This is a genomic window from Tsukamurella tyrosinosolvens (genome assembly GCF_900104775.1).
In the GTDB taxonomy this organism is placed as follows: Bacteria; Actinomycetota; Actinomycetes; order Mycobacteriales; family Mycobacteriaceae; genus Tsukamurella; species Tsukamurella tyrosinosolvens.
Genome location: NZ_FNSA01000003.1, coordinates 3,719,648 through 3,738,568, shown reverse-complemented (window position 1 = coordinate 3,738,568; position 18,921 = coordinate 3,719,648). Strand labels below are relative to the sequence as shown.

General features: G+C 70.9%; 17 protein-coding genes. 10 read left to right on the top strand and 7 right to left on the bottom strand.

Translation table 11 applies throughout. The annotated features are described in order from the left end of the window. Positions 1-426 carry a hypothetical protein gene (locus BLW32_RS20455; RefSeq protein WP_139286274.1) on the bottom strand — a complete coding sequence of 142 codons (426 nt, stop codon included), beginning with the start codon at positions 424-426 and terminating at the stop codon, positions 1-3. 123 nt (positions 427-549) lie between these two features. On the opposite strand from BLW32_RS20455, the gene ligA reads away from it, so the two are divergent. Beyond that, positions 550-2,652 carry an NAD-dependent DNA ligase LigA gene (gene ligA / locus BLW32_RS20450; protein WP_068739523.1) on the top strand — a complete coding sequence of 701 codons (2,103 nt, stop codon included), beginning with the start codon at positions 550-552 and terminating at the stop codon, positions 2,650-2,652. 10 nt (positions 2,653-2,662) lie between these two features. After that, the gene (locus BLW32_RS20445; RefSeq protein ID WP_068739522.1) at positions 2,663-3,439 is read left to right on the top strand and encodes an IclR family transcriptional regulator; all 777 of its coding nucleotides are present in this window, start codon (positions 2,663-2,665) and stop codon (positions 3,437-3,439) included. 6 nt (positions 3,440-3,445) lie between these two features. Here the strand turns inward: BLW32_RS20445 and hutC are convergent, their stop codons facing one another. Next, on the bottom strand, positions 3,446-4,195 hold the full coding sequence (gene hutC, locus BLW32_RS20440; RefSeq protein ID WP_068521621.1) for a histidine utilization transcriptional repressor HutC: 750 nt from the start codon (positions 4,193-4,195) through the stop codon (positions 3,446-3,448). A 158-nt stretch (positions 4,196-4,353) separates the two neighbouring features. Here hutC and hutU point away from each other — a divergent pair, with 158 nt between their 5' ends. The 3 genes from hutU to hutG are packed head-to-tail and all read left to right on the top strand — an operon-like array spanning position 4,354 to position 8,128. Continuing rightward, a complete protein-coding gene (gene hutU / locus BLW32_RS20435; RefSeq protein WP_068739521.1) occupies positions 4,354-6,021 on the top strand; it encodes a urocanate hydratase in 1,668 nt (555 codons plus the stop codon). Beyond that, positions 6,021-7,199 carry an imidazolonepropionase gene (hutI, locus tag BLW32_RS20430; protein ID WP_068739520.1) on the top strand — a complete coding sequence of 393 codons (1,179 nt, stop codon included), beginning with the start codon at positions 6,021-6,023 and terminating at the stop codon, positions 7,197-7,199. The genes hutU and hutI overlap by 1 nt, the downstream gene beginning before the upstream one ends. Then, positions 7,196-8,128, top strand: coding sequence for a formimidoylglutamase (hutG, locus tag BLW32_RS20425; protein ID WP_068739519.1), 933 nt, complete (start codon positions 7,196-7,198; stop codon positions 8,126-8,128). Before hutI ends, hutG begins: the two co-directional genes overlap by 4 nt. Positions 8,129-8,423: 295 nt before the next feature. On the opposite strand, the gene hutH is transcribed toward hutG, so the two are convergent. The 3 genes from hutH to BLW32_RS20410 all read right to left on the bottom strand — a co-directional run bounded on the left by hutH (position 8,424) and on the right by BLW32_RS20410 (position 12,102). Further along, the gene (gene hutH / locus BLW32_RS20420) at positions 8,424-9,959 is read right to left on the bottom strand and encodes a histidine ammonia-lyase (protein ID WP_068739518.1); all 1,536 of its coding nucleotides are present in this window, start codon (positions 9,957-9,959) and stop codon (positions 8,424-8,426) included. Beyond that, on the bottom strand, positions 9,959-11,335 hold the full coding sequence (locus BLW32_RS20415; protein WP_068521612.1) for an amino acid permease: 1,377 nt from the start codon (positions 11,333-11,335) through the stop codon (positions 9,959-9,961). The genes hutH and BLW32_RS20415 overlap by 1 nt, the downstream gene beginning before the upstream one ends. Positions 11,336-11,448: 113 nt before the next feature. Continuing rightward, entirely contained in the window at positions 11,449-12,102 is a 654-nt protein-coding gene (locus BLW32_RS20410) for an ACT domain-containing protein (RefSeq protein ID WP_068739517.1), read from the bottom strand. A gap of 143 nt (positions 12,103-12,245) precedes the next feature. On the opposite strand from BLW32_RS20410, the gene BLW32_RS20405 reads away from it, so the two are divergent. Further along, a complete protein-coding gene (locus tag BLW32_RS20405) occupies positions 12,246-12,854 on the top strand; it encodes an antibiotic biosynthesis monooxygenase (RefSeq protein WP_068521608.1) in 609 nt (202 codons plus the stop codon). Here the strand turns inward: BLW32_RS20405 and BLW32_RS20400 are convergent. Together BLW32_RS20400 and BLW32_RS20395 are read right to left on the bottom strand one after the other, a co-directional pair. Further along, positions 12,829-13,518 (bottom strand): transporter, encoded by a 690-nt coding sequence (locus BLW32_RS20400; protein WP_068739516.1) that lies wholly within the window; start codon positions 13,516-13,518, stop codon positions 12,829-12,831. The two genes, BLW32_RS20405 and BLW32_RS20400, sit on opposite strands and share 26 nt — an antisense overlap. Before the next feature lie 20 nt (positions 13,519-13,538). After that, entirely contained in the window at positions 13,539-14,837 is a 1,299-nt protein-coding gene (locus BLW32_RS20395; RefSeq protein WP_068739515.1) for an NAD(P)/FAD-dependent oxidoreductase, read from the bottom strand. 223 nt (positions 14,838-15,060) lie between these two features. Between BLW32_RS20395 and BLW32_RS20390 the strand changes: the two genes are divergently transcribed. The 4 genes from BLW32_RS20390 to BLW32_RS20375 all read left to right on the top strand — a co-directional run bounded on the left by BLW32_RS20390 (position 15,061) and on the right by BLW32_RS20375 (position 18,804). Next, positions 15,061-15,717 carry a TetR/AcrR family transcriptional regulator gene (locus BLW32_RS20390; protein WP_068739514.1) on the top strand — a complete coding sequence of 219 codons (657 nt, stop codon included), beginning with the start codon at positions 15,061-15,063 and terminating at the stop codon, positions 15,715-15,717. Positions 15,718-15,903: 186 nt separating this feature from the next. After that, positions 15,904-17,283: a flavin monoamine oxidase family protein gene (locus tag BLW32_RS20385; protein ID WP_068739513.1), complete on the top strand. Its 1,380-nt coding sequence runs from the start codon at positions 15,904-15,906 to the stop codon at positions 17,281-17,283. 49 nt (positions 17,284-17,332) lie between these two features. Continuing rightward, positions 17,333-18,262 carry a helix-turn-helix domain-containing protein gene (locus BLW32_RS20380; RefSeq protein ID WP_068739512.1) on the top strand — a complete coding sequence of 310 codons (930 nt, stop codon included), beginning with the start codon at positions 17,333-17,335 and terminating at the stop codon, positions 18,260-18,262. Further along, on the top strand, positions 18,259-18,804 hold the full coding sequence (locus tag BLW32_RS20375; protein ID WP_068739511.1) for a dihydrofolate reductase family protein: 546 nt from the start codon (positions 18,259-18,261) through the stop codon (positions 18,802-18,804). Before BLW32_RS20380 ends, BLW32_RS20375 begins: the two co-directional genes overlap by 4 nt. The last annotated feature ends 117 nt before the right edge of the window (positions 18,805-18,921 follow it).

Genomic DNA, 18,921 nt, shown 5'->3' with positions numbered 1-18,921 from the left:
CTAGGAGATCCGCGCGACCCCGTGGCACTCCAGCGTCGGCGGGTCGATGCCGATCCGATTGGTCCGCACGGTGAAGACGACTGTGCCGCGCTGCGTGGGCACGCGGTCGAACAGCGCGACGCCGGTGCTCAGCGGCGCCTTCGATACCGAGCCCTGAGCCCCCGTGTCGACGTTGCGCCACCGGAGGCTCGCGTTCCAGTCGGTGTCCTTCCACGGCGTCGGAATGGCGGAGACGACCATCTCGCCGGGGATCACGGCGGGTGGCGCGGGCGGCTGCTGCCGCACCGCATTGCTCGCGTACGCGACGACGCCGGTGGGGTTGTTCGCGCAGACCGGACCCACGTCGGCGCCCGCCGTCGGGGCGACGGCCGCGGCGAGGAGGGCCGCGGACGCGGTACTGATCAGGGCGGTTCGAGCGATGTGCATGACGACGTCCTTCCGTCGGGTCGATCGCGGCACCGCCGGCTGGATACCCCTCGTTCCGTCATCGCGCCCGTGGTCGCCGTGCGTTACCGCTACCTGTCGGGGCGCTGGACTAATCTTCTGGGCATGGCGAAGGAGCTGACCGAGGACGACCGCCGCGCGTGGCAGGAACTCGCGGAGGAGGTGCGCGGGCACCAGTTCCGGTACTACGTGCAGGACGCGCCCGTGCTCTCCGACGGGGAGTTCGACGCGCTGCTGCGTCGCCTGCAGGAGATGGAGACCGCGTTCCCGGAGCTCGCGGTGGCCGATTCGCCCACCAAGCTGGTGGGCGGCGGATTCTCCACGGAGTTCACCGCGGTCGATCACCTCGAGCGGATGATGTCGCTGGACAACGTCTTCGACGAGGGGGAGCTGCGCGACTGGATCGCGCGCGTGCAGAAGGACGTCGGGGGCGAGGTCGTCTTCCTCACCGAGCTCAAGATCGACGGTGTCGCCCTCAACCTGGTGTACGAGAACGGCTCCCTGGTGCGGGGCGCCACGCGCGGCGACGGCCGCACCGGCGAGGACGTGACGCTCAACGCCCGCACCCTCCGGGACGTGCCGCACGTACTCACCCCGTCGGACGAGTTCCCGATCCCCGAGGTGCTGGAGGTCCGCGGCGAGGTCTTCTTCCGGCTCGCCGACTTCGAGGAGCTCAACGCCGGCCTCGTCGCGGAGGGCAAGCCGCCCTTCGCCAATCCGCGCAACTCCGCGGCCGGATCGCTGCGCCAGAAGAACCCGCAGATCACCTCGCGGCGCCGGCTCGGGATGATCTGCCACGGCCTGGGGCGGATCCAGGGTGAGTGGTCGCCGTCCTCGCTGCACGACGCCTACCGCGCCCTCGCGGCCTGGGGCCTGCCGGTCTCGGCCCACACCAAGCAGGTGTCCGGGGCCGACGCCGTGGTCGACCGCGTCTTCTACTGGGGCGAGCACCGGCACGACCCGGAGCACGAGATCGACGGCCTGGTGGTGAAGGTCGACGAGATCTCCCTCCAGCGCCGCCTCGGCGCCACCTCGCGCGCGCCGCGCTGGGCCATCGCCTACAAGTACCCGCCGGAGGAGGTGACCACGAAGCTGCTCGACATCCGGGTCAACGTGGGCCGCACCGGCCGCGTCACGCCGTACGCCTACATGGCACCGGTCACCGTCGCGGGCTCGACGGTCGAGTTCGCGACGCTGCACAACGCCTCCGAGGTGGAGCGCAAGGGCGTGCTCATCGGCGACACCGTCACCATCCGCAAAGCCGGCGACGTGATCCCCGAGGTGCTCGGCCCCGTGGTCGACCTGCGCGACGGCACCGAGCGGCCCTTCGTCATGCCCGTCACCTGCCCGGAGTGCGGCGCGACCCTCGCGCCGTCGAAGGAGGGTGACGCCGACATCCGCTGCCCCAACACCGAGACCTGCCCCGCCCAGCTCCGCGAGCGTCTGTTCTACCTGGCCGGACGGAACTGCTTCGACATCGAGGGGCTGGGCTACGAGGCCGCCTCCGCGCTCACCGCCTCGCCGGTGCTGCACAACGAGGGCGACGTCTTCTCGCTCACGGAGGAGGACCTGCTGCAGGTCCCGCTGTTCACCAACGACGGCGGCACCCTCTCGGCGAACGCGCAGCGCCTCCTCACCAATCTCGATGTGGCCAAGAACAAGCCGCTGTGGCGCGTGCTCGTGGGACTGTCCATCCGCCACGTCGGGCCGTCGGCGGCGCGGGCGCTCGCGCAGGAACTCGGCAGTCTCGACGCGATCGCCGAGGCCGGCGTCGACCGGCTCGCGGAGGTCGACGGGGTCGGCCGCACGATCGCCGAGGCGGTGCTCGACTGGTTCACGGTCGAGTGGCACCGCGAGATCGTCGAGAAGTGGCGCGCCGCGGGTGTGCGCCTCGAGGACGAGCGGGACGAGTCCGTGCAGCGCACGCTCGAGGGCATGTCCATCGTGGTCACCGGATCCCTGCAGAACTACTCCCGTGACGAGGCCAAGGAGGCGATCCTCGTGCGCGGAGGGAAGGCGGCGAGCAGCGTCTCCAAGAAGACGGCCTTCGTCGTGATCGGCGACGCGCCCGGTTCCAAGGCCGACAAGGCGGAGCAGCTGGGCGTGCCGATCCTCGACGAGGACGGCTTCACCACGCTCCTCACGGAGGGGCCGGACGCGGTGCGGCCGCCGGAGGCCGACGAAGCGGACGAGCCGGCACCGGAATGAGCGCCGGGGCATGAGCGCCTCGCCCGCGGTGGGCCGCGCCCTCGACATCCTCCTGCTCCTGGCCGGGAAGCCGGGGCCGGTGTCGGCGGCGGCGCTGGCGCGGGAACTCGACCTGCCGCGGTCGTCGGTCTATCACATCCTCACAGTCCTGCAGGACCGCGGTTTCGTCGTGCACCTGCCCGAGCAGCAGGGCTACGGCCTCGGCGTCACGGCCTTCGAGATCGGCTCCGCGTACCTGCGGCACGCCCCGCTGGAGCGGCTCGCTCAGCCGATCCTGCACCGCCTCGCGATCCAGCTGGGACAGGCCGTGCACCTCGGCGTGCTGCACGGCAACGAGACGCTGTACCTGCTCAAGGAGCGGCCGTCATCGGGGCCGGCCGCCGAGGTCTCGCTCATCACCGACGTGGGGGTGCGGCTGCCGGCGCACCTCACCGCCAACGGCCGCGCCATCCTCGCCGCCCTGCCGGACGCGCAGGTGGCCGCCCTGTACACCCGGTCCTCGGCGCTGGTGAGCCGCACCGGCCGCGGCCCACGCACGCTCGCGGAGCTGCGCCGCCTCCTCGCGGAGACCAGGGAGCGGGGCTGGGCCGACGAGGTGGAGGACGTGACGGCGGGGCTCCGGTCCGTGGGTGCCGCGGTCTTCGACCACAGCGGGCACCCGGTCGCGGCCCTGTCGACCACGTGGCGACGCCACCTGGCCCTGCCCGAGCCCGGCACCGTCGGGCAGATCCTGCGCGACGGTGCCGCCCGGCTCACGTCCCGGATCTCGGGTCGCGCACCGGAGTAGCCGCGACTACGCGTCGAAGACGCCCTCGAGCCGGTACCGCGTACCCGGGTGCAGGAGCCGGGCGACGGAGACGACTCGATCGCGGGACCACGTGCGGCGCCGGATCATCAGGCCCGCCTCGTGCTCGCCGAGCTGCAGGAGGCGGCGCTGCTCCGCGGTCGGTGTGACCGCCTCGACGACGTGCTCGCCGCGCATCAGCGGGGCGATCTCCATGAGGTAGTCGTGCGGCGTGCGCCGCGTGAAGTCCTGGCCGAGGTAGTCGGGCGCTTCCGCCGCGACGACGAGCCGGTCCTCGAGCTGGATCGCGCGGTCGTCCTCGTAGTGCACCAGCACCGAGTGGAAGACCGCGGCACCCTCTGGGACGTCCAGATCCGACGCCGCGCGAGCATCGGCGGATTCCGCTGTCAGGGTGCGGACTTCGGCGCGATGCCGGTGGCCGCGCGCGGCCACCTCGTCGGCGATGGAGTGCACCTCGAAGAGTGCGGAGCTGGCCTTCGGCTTCGCCACGAAGGAGCCGACGCCGGCGGTGCGCACCACCAGGCCCTCGGCGGTGAGCTCACGCAGCGCGCGGTTGACCGTCATGCGCGACAGGCCGAGCGAGGTGGCCAACTGCGTCTCCGCGGGGAGCTGCTGCCCCTCGGTCCAGCGGCCACTGGCGATCTGCTCGACGACGAGTTCCTTGAGCCGGCGGTACGCGGGGCCGGGCAGTCGCTGCGCGCGGTAGAGCGACGCCACCTCCGTGTCCGCAATCGTCACCGTCGAACCTCCTCGGTGAGCACACTACCCGGAGGGTCGCCCCGCAGATCGCGTCTCGGATCCGAGACGATAGCGCGGCACGCCTGGCCGCGCGGGGTGGGCGCCGTGTGTCATGGATCACGACAGCACTTCCGTCCCGCACGAGAGGACTCGCCTCCATGACCCACGACTTCTCCGCCGGCGCCCGCCCGGTGCGGGCCCCGCACGGCCTCGAGCTCGCCTGCCGCGGCTGGCAGCAGGAGGGCGCGATGCGCATGCTGATGAACAACCTCGACCCCGAGGTGGCGGAGCGCCCGGACGATCTCGTGGTCTACGGCGGCACCGGCCGCGCCGCCCGCAGCTGGGCCGCGTTCGACGCCATCGTGCGCACCCTGAAGACCCTCGCCGACGACGAGACCCTGCTCGTGCAGTCCGGCAAGCCCGTCGGCGTCTTCCGCACGAACGAGTGGGCGCCGCGCGTGCTGCTCGCCAACTCGAACCTGGTGGGCGACTGGGCGAACTGGGAGCACTTCCGGCACCTCGAGGCCGAGGGCCTGATGATGTACGGCCAGATGACGGCGGGCTCCTGGATCTACATCGGCAGCCAGGGCATCCTCCAGGGCACCTACGAGACCTTCGGCGCCGTCGCGAAGAAGCGGTTCGGCGGCACGCTCGCCGGCACCATCACCCTGACCGCCGGCGTCGGCGGCATGGGCGGCGCGCAGCCCCTCGCGGTCACCATGAACGACGGTGTCGCGATCTGTGTCGACGTCGACGAGTCGCGCATCGACCGCCGCATCGCCCACGGCTACCTGGACACCAAGGCCGCCACGCTCGATGAGGCCCTGGAGCTCGCGATCGCGAAGCGCGACGCCCGCGAACCGCTCTCGATCGGCCTGGTGGGCAACGCCGCCGAGGTCTTCCCGGAGCTGCTGGAGCGCAAGGCCCCGATCGACATCGTCACCGACCAGACCTCGGCGCACGACCCGCTGTCCTACCTGCCCGTCGGCATCGACGTCGAGGACTGGCAGAAGATGGCCGAGAAGGACGCGGCGTACTTCACCGAGGAGGCGCAGAAATCGATGGCCGCGCACGTGCAGGCCATGGTGGGCTTTCAGGACGCCGGCGCCGAGGTCTTCGACTACGGCAACTCGATCCGCGACGAGGCGCGCAAGGGCGGCTACGACCGCGCCTTCGAATTCCCCGGCTTCGTGCCCGCGTACATCCGCCCGCTGTTCGAGGAGGGCCTCGGCCCGTTCCGCTGGGCCGCGCTCTCCGGCGACCCCGAGGACATCGCCAAGACCGACAAGGCGATCCTCGAGCTCTTCCCCGAGAACGAGCACCTCAAGCGGTGGATCACGATGGCCGGCGAGAAGGTCCACTTCGAGGGCCTGCCCGCCCGCATCTGCTGGCTCGGCTACGGCGAGCGTCACCGCGCGGGCCTGAAGTTCAACGAGATGGTCGCGAACGGCGAGATCGGGCCCCTCGCGATCGGCCGCGACCACCTCGACTCCGGTTCCGTCGCCTCGCCCTACCGCGAGACCGAGGCGATGGCCGACGGCACCGACGCGGTCGCCGACTGGCCGCTGCTCAACGCGCTGGTCAACACCTCGTCCGGCGCGTCCTGGGTGTCGATCCACCACGGCGGTGGCGTCGGCATGGGCCGCTCGATCCACGCCGGCCAGGTGTGCATCGCCGACGGCACCGATCTCGCCGCACAGAAGCTGGAACGCGTGCTCACCAACGACCCGGGCATGGGCGTCATCCGCCATGCCGACGCCGGTTACGAGTACGCGAACGAGGTCGCCCGCGAGCGCGGCGTCCGCATCCCCATGCAGGAGGGCTGATGTCGGCCGGCTGGACCCTGATCGACGGCATCGGCTCCCTCGTCACCAACGACCCCGAGGAGGGGGAGGGGCGGCTCGGGCTGATCCGCGACGCCGCCGTCGTCATCGGCGACGGCGCCGTCCAGTGGGTCGGCCCGTCGGCCCGCGTGCCCGACGGTGCCGCGGGCACGCGCATCGACGTCGAGGGCCGCGCGGTGCTCCCGGGATTCGTGGACAGTCACTCGCACACCGTCTTCGGCGGCGACCGGGCGGAGGAGTTCGCGGCGCGGATGACCGGTGCCGCGTACGGCGCCGGCGGCATCCGCACCACGATCGCCGCGACCCGCGCCGCCTCCGACGAGGCGCTCGCGGCCAACGCGGCGCGGCTCGCCGCGGAGGCCAGGGCGCAGGGCACGACCACGCTGGAGATCAAGACCGGCTACGGCCAGACGGTGCTCGACGAGTCCCGCAGCCTGGACGTCGCGGCGGGTGTCTCCGACGAGGTGACCCTGCTCGCCGCCCACGTCGCGCCGCCGGAATACGCGGGGCGGCAGGACGACTACGTCGCGATGGTGATCGACGCGATGATCCCGGCGTGCGCGCCGCGGGCGACGTGGATCGACGTCTTCTGCGAGGAGGGCGCCTTCTCCGAGGAGCAGTCCCGCGCGGTGCTCACGGCCGGCATGGCGGCGGGGCTCGTGCCGCGCGTGCACGGCAACCAGCTCTCCTACGGTGCGGGCGTGCGCCTCGCCGTGGAGTTGGGCGCCGCCTCGGTGGACCACGTCACGTACACCACCGACGCCGACGTCGAGGCCCTCGCGGGCGGGAGCACCGTCGCCACGCTGCTGCCGGGCGCCGACTTCAGCACCCGCAACAAGTACCCCGACGCGCGGGCGCTCCTCGACGCGGGCGTCACCGTGGCCCTGGCGGCCGACTGCAACCCGGGCACGAGCTACACCACCAGCATCCCGTTCTGCATCGCGCTCGCGGTGCGGGAGATGTACATGAGTCCCGACGAGGCAGTGTGGGCGGCGACCGCCGGCGGCGCTGCGGCGTTGCGACGCACCGATGTCGGCGCGCTGCGCGTCGGGATGCGGGCGGACCTGACGGTGCTCGAGGCCCCGTCGCACTTGCACCTGGCGTACCGGCCGGGCGTGCCGCTGGTCTCGCGGGTGTTCTCGGCCGGAGTCGAGCGATGACGGACCGGGCACCGTCGGCTTGGTCGGGGCGCGACGACGGGCCCGGCCCGGAGCACCTGCGCTGGCACTCGGCGATGGCCTCCGGGCCCGTGCCGGGCGCGACCGCACTGATCGGCTTCGCGAGCGACGCCGGCGTGGTCCGCAACCTCGGCCGGCCGGGTGCCGCCGCGGGGCCCGCCACGCTGCGCGGGGCCCTCGGAACGCTGGCGCTCGCAGCCGATCTCGAGGTCACGGACCTCGGCGACGTGGTCGTGCCAGGGGACGAGGACCTCGAGGCGGGCCAGGAGCGGCTCGGTGCCGCGGTCACGGCCGTGATCGACGACGGCGGCCTCCCGGTGGTCCTCGGGGGCGGCCACGAGGTCGCCTACGGCAGTTACCTGGGCATCGCGGATTCGCGTGCCGTCACCGACGGGGCACGCCTCGGCGTCCTGAACCTGGACGCGCACTTCGATCTTCGTGCCGCGCCGCGCCCCAGCTCGGGCACGCCGTTCCGGCAGATGGCCGAGCGGGAGGCGACCCTCGGGCGGCGGCTGGACTACGCGGTGGTGGGCATCTCGCAGCCGGGCAATACACGCGCGCTGTTCGACGAGGCCGAGCGCCTCGGTGTGCGGTACCTGCTCGACGACGAGTGCGGCGTCCTGTCGATGCCCGCCGTGGAGCGCTTCGTGCAGGACTTCCTCGGCGGCGTCGACGCGCTGTACCTCACGATCGACCTCGACGTGCTGCCCGCCGCGGTCGCGCCCGGCGTCTCCGCTCCCGCGGGCCTGGGCGTACCGCTGGAAGTGATCTCGCGGGTGTGCGACATCGCCGCCGCCAGCGGCAAGCTCCGGCTCCTCGACATCGCCGAGCTCAACCCATCGCTCGACGTCGACAACCGCACGGCGCGCACGGCTGCCCGCCTGATCCACCGCATCGTCACCCGCTGCTGAGAGCCGGTCGCGATGGCATCGCCCGCTCCGGTTGGAGTGAGGGGCGATCGCGACAGCCATGCGTCCCGCGCATGGCGTGGAATGCGGTGTTCACAGGCTGTTTCTCCGAGTGAGGCCATGCGCCAGGCGCATAGGCCTCACTCGTGCGTGCCGCGGATCTGGCCCGCGGCGGCCGCCGTCCCCCGCGCCGCACCGATTCCCCCGTCCGGCGTTTCGTCCCCCGCCGCACGACGCGCGTTCGGTGGGGGCTCGGCCGTCCCCCGCGCGGCGCCGATTCCCCCATCGAACGCCGGCTCTACCCGAGCTCGCCCGCGACCCGCTCCGCGGCATCCACGAGCGCGCCCGACGCCGCCAGCTCGACCACGGCCTCGATCTCGGGCGCGAGGTAGCGGTCGGTGCCGGGTCCCTCGACGCGGCTACGGATCAGATCCCGGACGGCGCCGGTCGCGGCGGCCGGCTGCAGCGGCGCGCGCAGGTCGATCGCGCGGGCCGCGGTGAGCGCCTCGATCGCCAGCACGCGGGTCAGGCCGTCGATCGAGCGGCGCAGCTTGCGCGCCCCGGACCAGCCCATCGAGACGTGGTCCTCCTGCATCGCGGAGGAGGGGATCGAGTCCACCGACGACGGTGCCGCGAGCCGCTTGAGTTCGGAGACGATGGCGGCTTGCGTGTACTGCGCGATCATGTGGCCCGAGTCGACACCCGGGTCGTCGGCGAGGAACGGGTTCAGGCCGTGGTTGCGGGCCTTGTCCAGGAAGCGGTCCGTGCGTCGCTCGCTCATCGACGCCACGTCGGCGGCGACGATCGCGAGGAAGTCCAGCACGTAGGCCACGGGCGCACCGTGGAAGTTGCCGTTCGACTCGACGCGGCCGTCGAGTGTGATGACGGGATTGTCCACGGCGCTGGCCAGCTCGTAGCCGGCGACGGTCTCGGCGTGCGCGATGGTGTCCCGCGCGGCACCGGTCACGATCGGGGCGCAGCGCAGCGAGTAGGCGTCCTGCACCACGGTGGTGTCCTCGCGGTGGCTCGCGACGATCGGCGAACCGTCGAGCAGGCGCGTCATGTTCGCGGCTGCGACGGCCTGGCCGGGCTGCGGCCGCAGGGCCTGCAGGTCGGCGGCGAAGACGCGGTTGGTGCCCATGAGGCCCTCGACGCTCATCGCCGCGGTGATGTCGGCGAGCTTGAGCAGGCCGCGCAGGTCGTGGCAGGCCATCACGAGCATGCCGAGCATGCCGTCGGTGCCGTTGATGAGGGCGAGGCCCTCCTTCTCCTCCAACACCACGGGCTCGATGCCGGCGGCGGCCAGAGCCTCCGCGGCGGGGACGAGCGCACCGTCGGCCGTGCGGACCGTGCCCTCGCCGATCACCGCGAGCGCGCAGTGCGCCAGCGGCGCGAGGTCGCCCGAGCAGCCCAGGCTGCCGTACTCGTGCACGACGGGGGTGATGCCGGCGGTGAGCAGGGCGGCGTAGGCCTTCGCGACCTCGGGGCGGACGCCGGTGCGGGCGGTGGCGAGCGTCGAGAGGCGGAGCAGCATGAGGCCGCGGATCACCTCGCGCTCGACCTCGGGGCCGGAGCCGGCGGCGTGTGAGCGGATCAGGCTGCGCTGCAGCTGCTTGCGTAGTTCGGTGGGGATGTGCCGGGTGGCGAGCGCGCCGAATCCGGTGGACACCCCGTACACGGGCTCCGGGCTGTCGGCGAGCGCGCGGATGTGCGCGCGGGTGGCGGCCATCGCGTCGAGCGACTCCTGCGACAGCTCCACGGCGGCGCCCTCGCGGGCGACCCGCAGGACGTCCTCGGGGCTGACGGGGCCGAGGCCGACGGTGACGGTGCTCATCAGATCTTCTCCATTTCGATCTTCGGGGTGCGGGGGAGGAGGCGGAACGCGACGGCGAGGATGACCAGCCAAGCGGCGCCGACGTAGAGGGCCACGCGGGTGTCGGCGTGGAACGCGAGCAGGACGGTGACGAAGACGAGGAAGGCCATCGTGATCAGCTGGCCGTAGGGCCACAGCGGCACGGGGAACTTCAGGCCCGCTTCCTGTTCGGGCGTCATCGAGCGGCGCGCCTTGTACTGCGCGGCCAGGATCATCAGCCAGACGAAGATGGTGGCGAAGGTGGCGATCGACGCGATCACCGCGAAGACGTTCTCCGGGATCAGCCAGTTCAGGACGACGCCCACCAGTAGCGCACCGGCCATGATGACCACGGTGAGATAGGGGACACCGTTCCGCGAGACCTTGGTCAGTGCCTGCGGTGCCTGTCCTCGCTGCGCCATGCCGTAGAGCATGCGGCCGGCGCCGAAGACGTCGCTGTTGATCGCGGACAGGGCGGCGGTGATCACCACGACGTTGAGCACGGCGGCAGCCGGGCCGACGCCGAGCGCCTCGAAGATCTGCACGAACGGGCTGCGTTCCGTGGTGATCTCGTTCCACGGGATGATCGCCATGATCACTGCGAGGGTGAGGACGTAGAACAGCAGGATGCGGATCGGCACGGTGTTGACCGCGCGCGGGATGGTCTTCTCGGGGTCCTGCGCCTCGCCGGCGGTGATGCCGATGATCTCGCTGCCTCCGAACGCGAAGATGACGATCGCGAAACAGCCGAGGAAGCCGCCGATCCCGGTGGCGAAGAAGCCGCCGTTCGACCACAGGTTGGACACCCCCTGCGAGGTGTCGTGGAGGCCGAAACCGAAGATCAGCACGGCGATGCCGCCGGCGATCATCGCGATGATCGCCACGATCTTGACGAGGGTGAACCAGAACTCGAGCTCGCCGAAGGTCTTGACGCCCACCAGGTTCACGGCGGCGATGAAGAAGATGATCGACAGCACCCAGATCCAGCGCGGCACGTCGGGGAACCAGAATCCCATGTACACACCGAACGCCGTGACGTCCGCGAGGGCCACCACGATCATCTCGAAGATGTAGGTCCACCCGGTCATGAAGCCCGCGAGCGGGCCGAGGTTCGCGGAGGCGAACTCGCCGAACGAGCCGGCGACGGGGTTGCGGACGGCCAGCTCGCCGAGGGCGCGCAACACGATGTAGATCGCGGCGCCGCCGATGATGTACGCGACGAGGACCGCGGGCCCGGCGGACTGGATGGCCGAGGCGGAGCCGTAGAACAGGCCGGTACCGATCGCGGAGCCGAGGGCGATGAACCGGATGTGGCGCGCGGACAGGCCGCGGACCAGGGTGGAGCCGAGATCGCTCACGGGGGACTCCTTAGCGGGCGAGCGGGGGTGTGTGGCGGATCACACCCGCTATGTATAGCGCTGTCTATACAAATGCGCAAGACCGCGCCCGTGCGAATCCGGCACCGCGGGACTTAGCGGACCAGCACCGTCGCCACGATGCCGGCGAGGTAGCCCAACCGGGCCACTTCGGACGGTCGGAAGTCCGGGCCGCCCGGCCGGCCGACGAGCACGACCTTGCCGATCGCGCCCAGCGGGGCCGCGGCCAGCTTGGTGTCGAGCTGCTGCCAGGCGTCCGGCACCCAGTCCGCCTCGGGATCGAGGGCGACGGGGCCGCTGAGCGGCAGGAAGTCGAGGTGCTCGGGCGGCGTCTCGGGTAGGCCGGACGAGCCGAAGACGGGCCATTGGGTCTCCGGGGTGTTGCCCAGCACGGCGCACCAGCCCACCCGCAGCACGCGCGGGACCTGGTCGGCCAGCATCTGCAGTTGGTCGTGCCCGGCGCCGGCCACGTGGTCGATGAGCTCGAGTTCGCGGTGGGTGTCCAGGACGTCGGCGTACGGACGGATCGAGTCGACCGTGATGCCGTCCAGCGACTCCGCCGCGGTGATCAGGGTGTCCGGCAGCGACTGCGGGCCCAGGTCCACGACGATGTCGTCCACCGCGAAGCCATCGCCGCGCTCCACGACGTCGAGCGAGAGGATGTCGGCACCCACCGAGCCGAGGGCCACGGCCAGGGAACCCAGGCTGCCGGGACGGTCGGTGAGGCGGACGCGCAGGAGGTAGGACACGCCCCCGATTGTGGCACCCGGCCCCGCGTCGCGCTGATTCCGCCCGGTGTCGGGCGGCGGTCCCCGGCGTCCCGGGTCGGACGTCGGCAAGATCACACCGCCCCGGTTGGTGTCCCGGGCCGTCGGCCCCGACACTGGTACGCATGCCCCACACCGAGACCCGGTCGGAGGCAGGAGCGGCCCACAAGGCCTCGCTGACCTCCGTCGCCCGACGTATCGCCCCCGGCCGCGAACACGAATTCCTGGCCTGGACCGACGCGGGGATCGCGCTGGCCCGTACCTACCGCGGCTTCCTGGGCGGCGGATGGGTCCGGTCCGCGGACGACCCCGAGCTGTACTTCGTGATCTACCGCTTCGCCTCCGACGAGGAGCTGGACGACTGGCAGCGCTCGCGGGTGCGCAAGCACTGGCTGGAGCGGTGCGAGGGCCTCGCCGTCGAGACCGCCACCCACCGCCTGTCCGGGATCGAGGGCTGGTTCTCCCCGCAGCCCGACGGTGCCGGCCCCGTCGCCGCCCCCGTGGCGAAGGTGCCGCCGCGGTGGAAGCAGGCCGTCGCCATCTGGTTGGGCTTCTTCCCGCTGTCGCTGCTGATCAACTTCCTGGTGCTCCCGCACCTGACGTTCCTCCCCGCACACGGCTGGGGCCTGGTGGGCCGCACCCTGATCGCGACGCTGATCAACACCCCGCTCATGGTCTTCCTGGTGCTGCCGTGGGTGACCGCGCGGATCAAGCCGTGGCTGGAGCGGCGTTGACCGCCTGCGCGTCGACCCGCTTGTTGTCGGCGTCGAACGCGTCGTACGCGCGGTAGAAGACGAACATCTGCAGGCCCCAGGACGCGAGTGCGAGGGTGTAGAAGATCGTGTGCTCGGCGTCGTCCCCGGGGATCTGGACGAAGTCGTAGATCGCGGCGATGAGGAAGCTGCAGAAGGTCGAGACGCCCGCCCAGATCGCGTGACCCCGCTCGCCGATGCGCCACAGCCGCGCGGCGAAGTAGATCAGGAAAGCGCTGGTGAGCACGTTGACCACGATGAAGAAGATCTTGATGGGCGTCGCGTAGGCCGATTCCTGGTAGCCGACCAGGAGGAAGCCGCAGACGGCGGCCAGTGCGAATGAGCCGATCTCGACGGGCAGGGTCGGCTTGTACCGGTGCGTCACCTGCATCAGGCCGAGGACCAGGATCAACGTGATGCCGACGGAGCGGGAGAACGCGTCGAAGAACGAGGCGATCATGTACAGCACGCTGTCATGACTGGACTTGGTCGCGGCGAAGAGTAGGAAGTTCGTGCACGACGTGGCGACGACGATCCACTCGAGCCCCAGAAGGTAGTTGTGATGCTTGCGGATGAACTTGATGCCGTACGTGTAGCCGACGACGATCGCCCATACATCGGCGATCATGAACAGGATTTCCTTCATGGCTTCTTCTTCCTCGGGAGTCAGTGGGTGAGTGCTGCGAGACGATCGAGAGCGCGGTCGGCCAGCCAGCCGGCGTAGAGCGTGGGACCGTTGACGACGCTGGGCCGGAACCGCTTGCGGCCGTGCCAGATCGCGTCGAGGTCCGCGTGGCGCGGCGCGCCGCCGACGTGGTCGGCGAGGAGGTGGCCGACGTACTGCGCCTGGGCGAAGCCGTGGCCGTTGCAGGCCTGGGAGTACAGGACGTTGTCCGACGCCTCCCCGGCAGCGGGCATCCAGGTGCCGCTCATCGAGATCCACCCGCCCCATACGCTCCGGAATCCGACGTCGCGGAGCCCGGGGAACCGCTCGCGGAAGCCGCGGACCAAGTCGTCGGCTACTGCGGGGGAGGGCGTGCGCTCAGGGAGGGGGACACGGCCGGCCTCCACCCTGCGGGTACCGAAGACGATCGTGCCGCGCGGGGTGACGCGGTGGTTCTCCAGGATCATGTGCAGCGAGACCATCGGCGCACGACTGGTCCAGCCGATCTGGTCCAGCCTTTCGGGTGCGATCGGCTCGGTCTCCAGGAGGCAGGTGTACGTGGGCGTCGCGAGATTCTTCGGGGCGATCGCGAACGCCCCGTTGTCGGCGTTCGTCATCAGCAGGGCCCGCTTCGCGCGGACGCTGCCGCCAGGGGTGTCGACGGTGACGCCGTCGCCGGTGTCCGTCACGTCGCGGGCGGGGGTGTGCTCGTACACCCGCACGCCCGCTGCGATGGTAGCGCGCCGGAGGCCGACGACGAATTCGCCGGGATTGACCGTGCCACCGACGCGTTCGCGCACGCCGCCGAGGAAGCCCTCCGGCAATCCGGCCTCGCGGCCGTCCACGAACTCCGAGGCCGCGCCGTTCTTCTGCAGGACCTTCGCGATCCGGCGTGCCCGGCGGAGTTGGCCCTTGCTGACGGCCGCCATGACGATGCCGGCCTTCACGTGTCCGCATTCGATCCGGTGTTCGTCGATGGTGCTCTCGGCGAAGTGGACGGCGTTCTCCGCGTAGCGGTACAGCGCCCGCAAGCGGTCCGGCTCGACGAGGTGATCGAGCATCTCGGGATCGGCGGCGATGGAGTTGGTGATGTAGCCGGCGTTGCGGCCGCTCGCGCCTGCGCCGAGGGTGCGGGCCTCCACGAGGACCACATCGGCGCCGCTCTCGGCGAGGCGGATCGCCGCGGCCATGCCCCCGCCACCGCCGCCGATCACGACGACATCGCAGTGCACGTCGCCGGCCAGCTGAGGTTCGGCGGGAAGCGGGGGTGCGGCCCACCCGGTGTCGTACATGATCTTCATTCCAATGCCTCCTCGGACCGGGCTCGGACCGCACATAGAGTCGATCTATCGTCTTGGTCAACTGACCATGAAGTGAGAATGACAGTGTTCGGCGTCACAGTCAAGGGTGGTGGATGAGGAAGTGGCGTCGACCAAGACGGGTGACCGGTTTGTCCGCGAATCGGTGTAGTGTCGCCGGTGACTCCGGCTGAGTGCGTCCCGTTCCCACCGATTGGAGGCCCGCATGGCCCGCATCCCCGCCGCCGAGCGGCGTTCAGAACTGGTCGACGCCGCCGTGCGTGTGATCGCGGCCCACGGGGTCGACGGCGCCACGACCCGCCGAATCGCGGATGAGGCGAACGCGCCACTGGCGACGCTGCACTACTGCTTCGCCTCGAAGGAGGAGCTGTTCGCCGAGGTCTTTCAGTACGTCGCCGGTCAATACCGGGAAGTACTGGCGCGCAACGACTGTCATGGAGACGTGAAGGAGACTGCACGCTCGCTGATGCGCGGGGTCATGGAGTGGTACGTCGCGAACGAGGATTTCGGCCGCGCGATCATCGAGTTGATCAGCTGGGCGCGACGCCAGGCGAGCGGGCAGGCGGTCATGGTGTACACCGAGGCGAACGCCGCGCTGCGCGCCATTCTCGAGGCTGACGCAGCGGCCGCGGGGCAGTCCCCGGCCGAGGGGGCGATCGACGAGCTGGCGTACGTGGTCACCGTCCTCTCGGACGGCTTCGCCATGAACTGGTTGGTGTTCGCCGATCGGGACGCGGCTCCCGCCCAGATGGACCTCACTGTCCACATGCTGGACGCCTGGATGGACGCGAACCTGGATGCGGGCGACGACCGCGTCCCGGTGACCACGGGGCCGCTCCTGTCGTGGGTCGACCTCGGCTGATACCTGGCTGACCTGCTGTTCCGTCGGGCGCCGCGGGACCTCATGGGCCTGCGCCCGTGCACGGCGAGTGCGGCTGGCGATGGCCCTATGCTCATCAAACATGGTCAAACGACCGAGTCGTATGACTATGATGGTCCGGTGTACGTCAGACGGCGATGCCGGAACCACCGATGAAATGAGGAAGCCATGACCGCACCGAAGCCCGCCCGCGAGGAGTCCGCCCGCGTCGTCGTGATCGGAGCGGGCATGTCCGGCCTCATGGCCGCGACCACCCTGTCCGCCCACGTCGATGACGTCGTCGTCCTCGAAGCCGCCGACCGCGCGGGCGGGCGCGTCGAGACCGTCCGGCAGGGCGACTACTGGATCAACGTCGGCACGCAGTTCACTGAGGGCACGGGCCCGCTCATCGAGGCGCTGGACCGGCACGACGTCGCCCGCGGCAGCCTCGCGGGCAAGGGGGTCGCGCTCGGGCTCAACGGCGAAGTGATCGACACGTCGAATCCGGTGCAGCTCATGTTCTCCAAGGGGATGAGCTTCCTGGACCGGATCGGGATGGCCGTCGTCGGCGCGCGCGTCGTCTCGGGCGCGGTCGCTCTGGGGATGAACCCCGACGGCGCCATCGGCCGTCGCGTGCGGGCGTCCTTGGATCGCAAGTCCGGCGACGCCGTCGTGCGCGGCGTGCGATCGGCCACCACCCGCGCCGTCGTCCGGGCCTGGGCGGCCCAGTGGATGGGCTGCGAACCGGAGGAGACCGCCGCCACGCAGTTCGTCTTCTCCGTGGGGATCGCCATCGCAGATCCCGAGAAGGTGCCGAACTTCTCGCTCCCCGTCGGCGGCAACCAGACGCTGACGGACATCCTTGCCCAGGATCTGGGCGACAAGATCCGGCTGGGCGCCACGGTGAGCACGGTCGAGTGGGACGACGACGGTGTCGTCGTCGAGTACGAGGATGCGAACGGCCCCGTGCGGCTTCGTGCCGAGCGTGCCGTCGTCACCGTGCCGGCCGACATCGCCACTCGGATCCTTCCCGGCCTCCCGTCGTCGTACCGGGCCGCGTACGACGACATCGAGTACGGCCGCTACGTGGTGGTCGGGTTCTTCACGGAGGAGGACGGCGAGCCCCAGGCCTGGGACGACTTCTTCGCCGTGTCGACGCCGCTGTTGCAGTTCCAGGCGGTGTTCAACCACGCGGCGGCGCTGCGCGGACAAGGTCCGCGGACGCCGGGCGGCGCGCTCGCCTGCTTCGCGGGCGGCGCGAAGGCGGACGCCCTCCTCGACCTGCCCGACGAGGAGATCGCGGATCGGTTCAGCCGTGACCTCGTCTCGCTGTATCCGCAGCTGAGGGGCAAGCTCGGGACGCCGATCGTCCGCAAGCACCACCGCGTGGTGCCGTTCTGGGCTCCGAACAAGCGCGCGTCGCTCCCGGTGTTGCGCGAGCCGGTCGGCCCGATCCATCTCGCGGGCGACTTCCTGCTCGACGTGCCCTCGCTCGCGGACGCCGCGGCGTCGGGCGAGCGGGCGGCGACGGCCGTTCTCGCCGAGCTCGGGGTCGCCGCGACGAACTGAGCAAGAACGGTCAAGCGGCGGCGGGGTCGCGCGGTCGATACTGGTTCCCATGTCCGAACCCGCCGACCCGCTGCGCCGACTCCTCGAGGCCGTCCTCGCCGATCCGCACGACAGCCTCGACGCCATGGCCGCCGGCGCGCACAGCTCGCTGCATCATTTCGCCCGGCAGGTGCGCGCCGGCGCGGGCGAATCGCCCGTCGCGCTGCGTCGACGGGTCCTGCTCGAACGCGCCGCCTGGCAACTGCAACGCGGATCGACGGTGACCGACGCCGCCTTCGCCGCGGGGTACGACTCCGTCGAAGGATTCATCCGGGCCTTCGCCCGCGCCTACGGTCACTCACCGTCGCAGCTTCCGGCCACCGTCGGGCACTGGTTGCCCTCGCCCAACGGCCTGCACTTCCACTCGCCGACGGTGCTGTACATCGAGGACGGGCACGAGGAGTCGACGGGAGACGTACTGGCGCTGCAGGTCCAGCACGACGCGGCCGACATCGGCGCCCTTCTGGACGCGGTCGAGGGGCTGTCGGCCGAGGAGTACCGGAAGGTGCGACTCGCCGGATCGACCCCGCGACACTGGGACGGTCCGGACGAATCCCTCGCGCAGGTGATGTGGCACCTCGTGCACAGCACCGAACCGTGGCTCGCCACGATCGCGGGCGATCCCGAGCCCCGGCGCGACCCCGCCGTCGATCCCGATGTCCTTCGCGCGCACCACGAGCGGACCTCGCCGCGGTGGCTCGGCCTGATCCGTGACATCGAACGACGTAGCGCGTGGGGTGACCGGGTGATCGACGCGCTGTGCGACCCGCCCGAGTCCTTCCTGCTCTCGCAGATCGTGGCGCACGAGCTGACCTTCTCCGCGCACCGCCGGCTCCTGGCGCGCTGGATGCTGGCCGACGTCGGCGTCGCCGTCGACACTCCCGAACTGGATCCCGATCCCATCATCTGGCACCGACGCATCACCGGAGGAGCATCATGACCGCCTACTCGTACTACACCGCGTCCACCCTCGACGGCTTCCTCGCCGACGAGAACGACAGCCTGGACTGGCTGCTCAGCCAGCCGATCGACGACGGCGGCCCGATGAACATCGAGGAGTACATGGCCGGCGTGGGCGCGATCGTGATGGGCTACACCACCTACCAGTGGGTCGTCGATCGCGTCGAGGCGGGCGACGAACCGTGGTACTACGCCGACTACGCGGTGTTCGTGTTCACCCACCGGGAGCTGGACCCCATCCACCCGGGGGTGCGCTTCGTGGCGGGCGCCCCGTCCGAGCTCCGCGCGACGGTGGAGGAGGCTGCGGGCGAGAAGGGCGTGTGGGTGGTCGGCGGCGGCGACCTCGCGGCACAGTTCGCCGAGGCCGGCATGCTCGACGAGGTCGTGATCAGTTACGCGCCCGCCACCGTGGGGTCGGGGCGGCCGTTGTTCCCGCGCGCCTTCGACTTCGAATTGGTGGAGTGGGCGCGCAACAAGGCGTTCCTCTGCGGCCGCTACCGCGTGATCGGTAGCCGCGCATGACGTTCGGAACGAGTGTGCACTGTGCACCGGTGCGCCGCGGAAGAGGGAGCACTGTGCGGTAGCTCACACCGGGGCCGGGGCGGCATCGTCGAAGCATCACAGTTTCGACCGCCACCG

Coding starts and splice junctions, on each gene's coding strand:
- BLW32_RS20455 (WP_139286274.1), bottom strand. CDS start 426: ATGCACATCGCTCGAACCGCCCTGATCAGTACCGCGTCCGCGGCCCTC.
- ligA (WP_068739523.1), top strand. CDS start 550: ATGGCGAAGGAGCTGACCGAGGACGACCGCCGCGCGTGGCAGGAACTC.
- BLW32_RS20445 (WP_068739522.1), top strand. CDS start 2,663: ATGAGCGCCTCGCCCGCGGTGGGCCGCGCCCTCGACATCCTCCTGCTC.
- hutU (WP_068739521.1), top strand. CDS start 4,354: ATGACCCACGACTTCTCCGCCGGCGCCCGCCCGGTGCGGGCCCCGCAC.
- hutI (WP_068739520.1), top strand. CDS start 6,021: ATGTCGGCCGGCTGGACCCTGATCGACGGCATCGGCTCCCTCGTCACC.
- hutG (WP_068739519.1), top strand. CDS start 7,196: ATGACGGACCGGGCACCGTCGGCTTGGTCGGGGCGCGACGACGGGCCC.
- hutH (WP_068739518.1), bottom strand. CDS start 9,959: ATGAGCACCGTCACCGTCGGCCTCGGCCCCGTCAGCCCCGAGGACGTC.
- BLW32_RS20405 (WP_068521608.1), top strand. CDS start 12,246: ATGCCCCACACCGAGACCCGGTCGGAGGCAGGAGCGGCCCACAAGGCC.
- BLW32_RS20400 (WP_068739516.1), bottom strand. CDS start 13,518: ATGAAGGAAATCCTGTTCATGATCGCCGATGTATGGGCGATCGTCGTC.
- BLW32_RS20395 (WP_068739515.1), bottom strand. CDS start 14,837: ATGAAGATCATGTACGACACCGGGTGGGCCGCACCCCCGCTTCCCGCC.
- BLW32_RS20390 (WP_068739514.1), top strand. CDS start 15,061: ATGGCCCGCATCCCCGCCGCCGAGCGGCGTTCAGAACTGGTCGACGCC.
- BLW32_RS20385 (WP_068739513.1), top strand. CDS start 15,904: ATGACCGCACCGAAGCCCGCCCGCGAGGAGTCCGCCCGCGTCGTCGTG.
- BLW32_RS20380 (WP_068739512.1), top strand. CDS start 17,333: ATGTCCGAACCCGCCGACCCGCTGCGCCGACTCCTCGAGGCCGTCCTC.
- BLW32_RS20375 (WP_068739511.1), top strand. CDS start 18,259: ATGACCGCCTACTCGTACTACACCGCGTCCACCCTCGACGGCTTCCTC.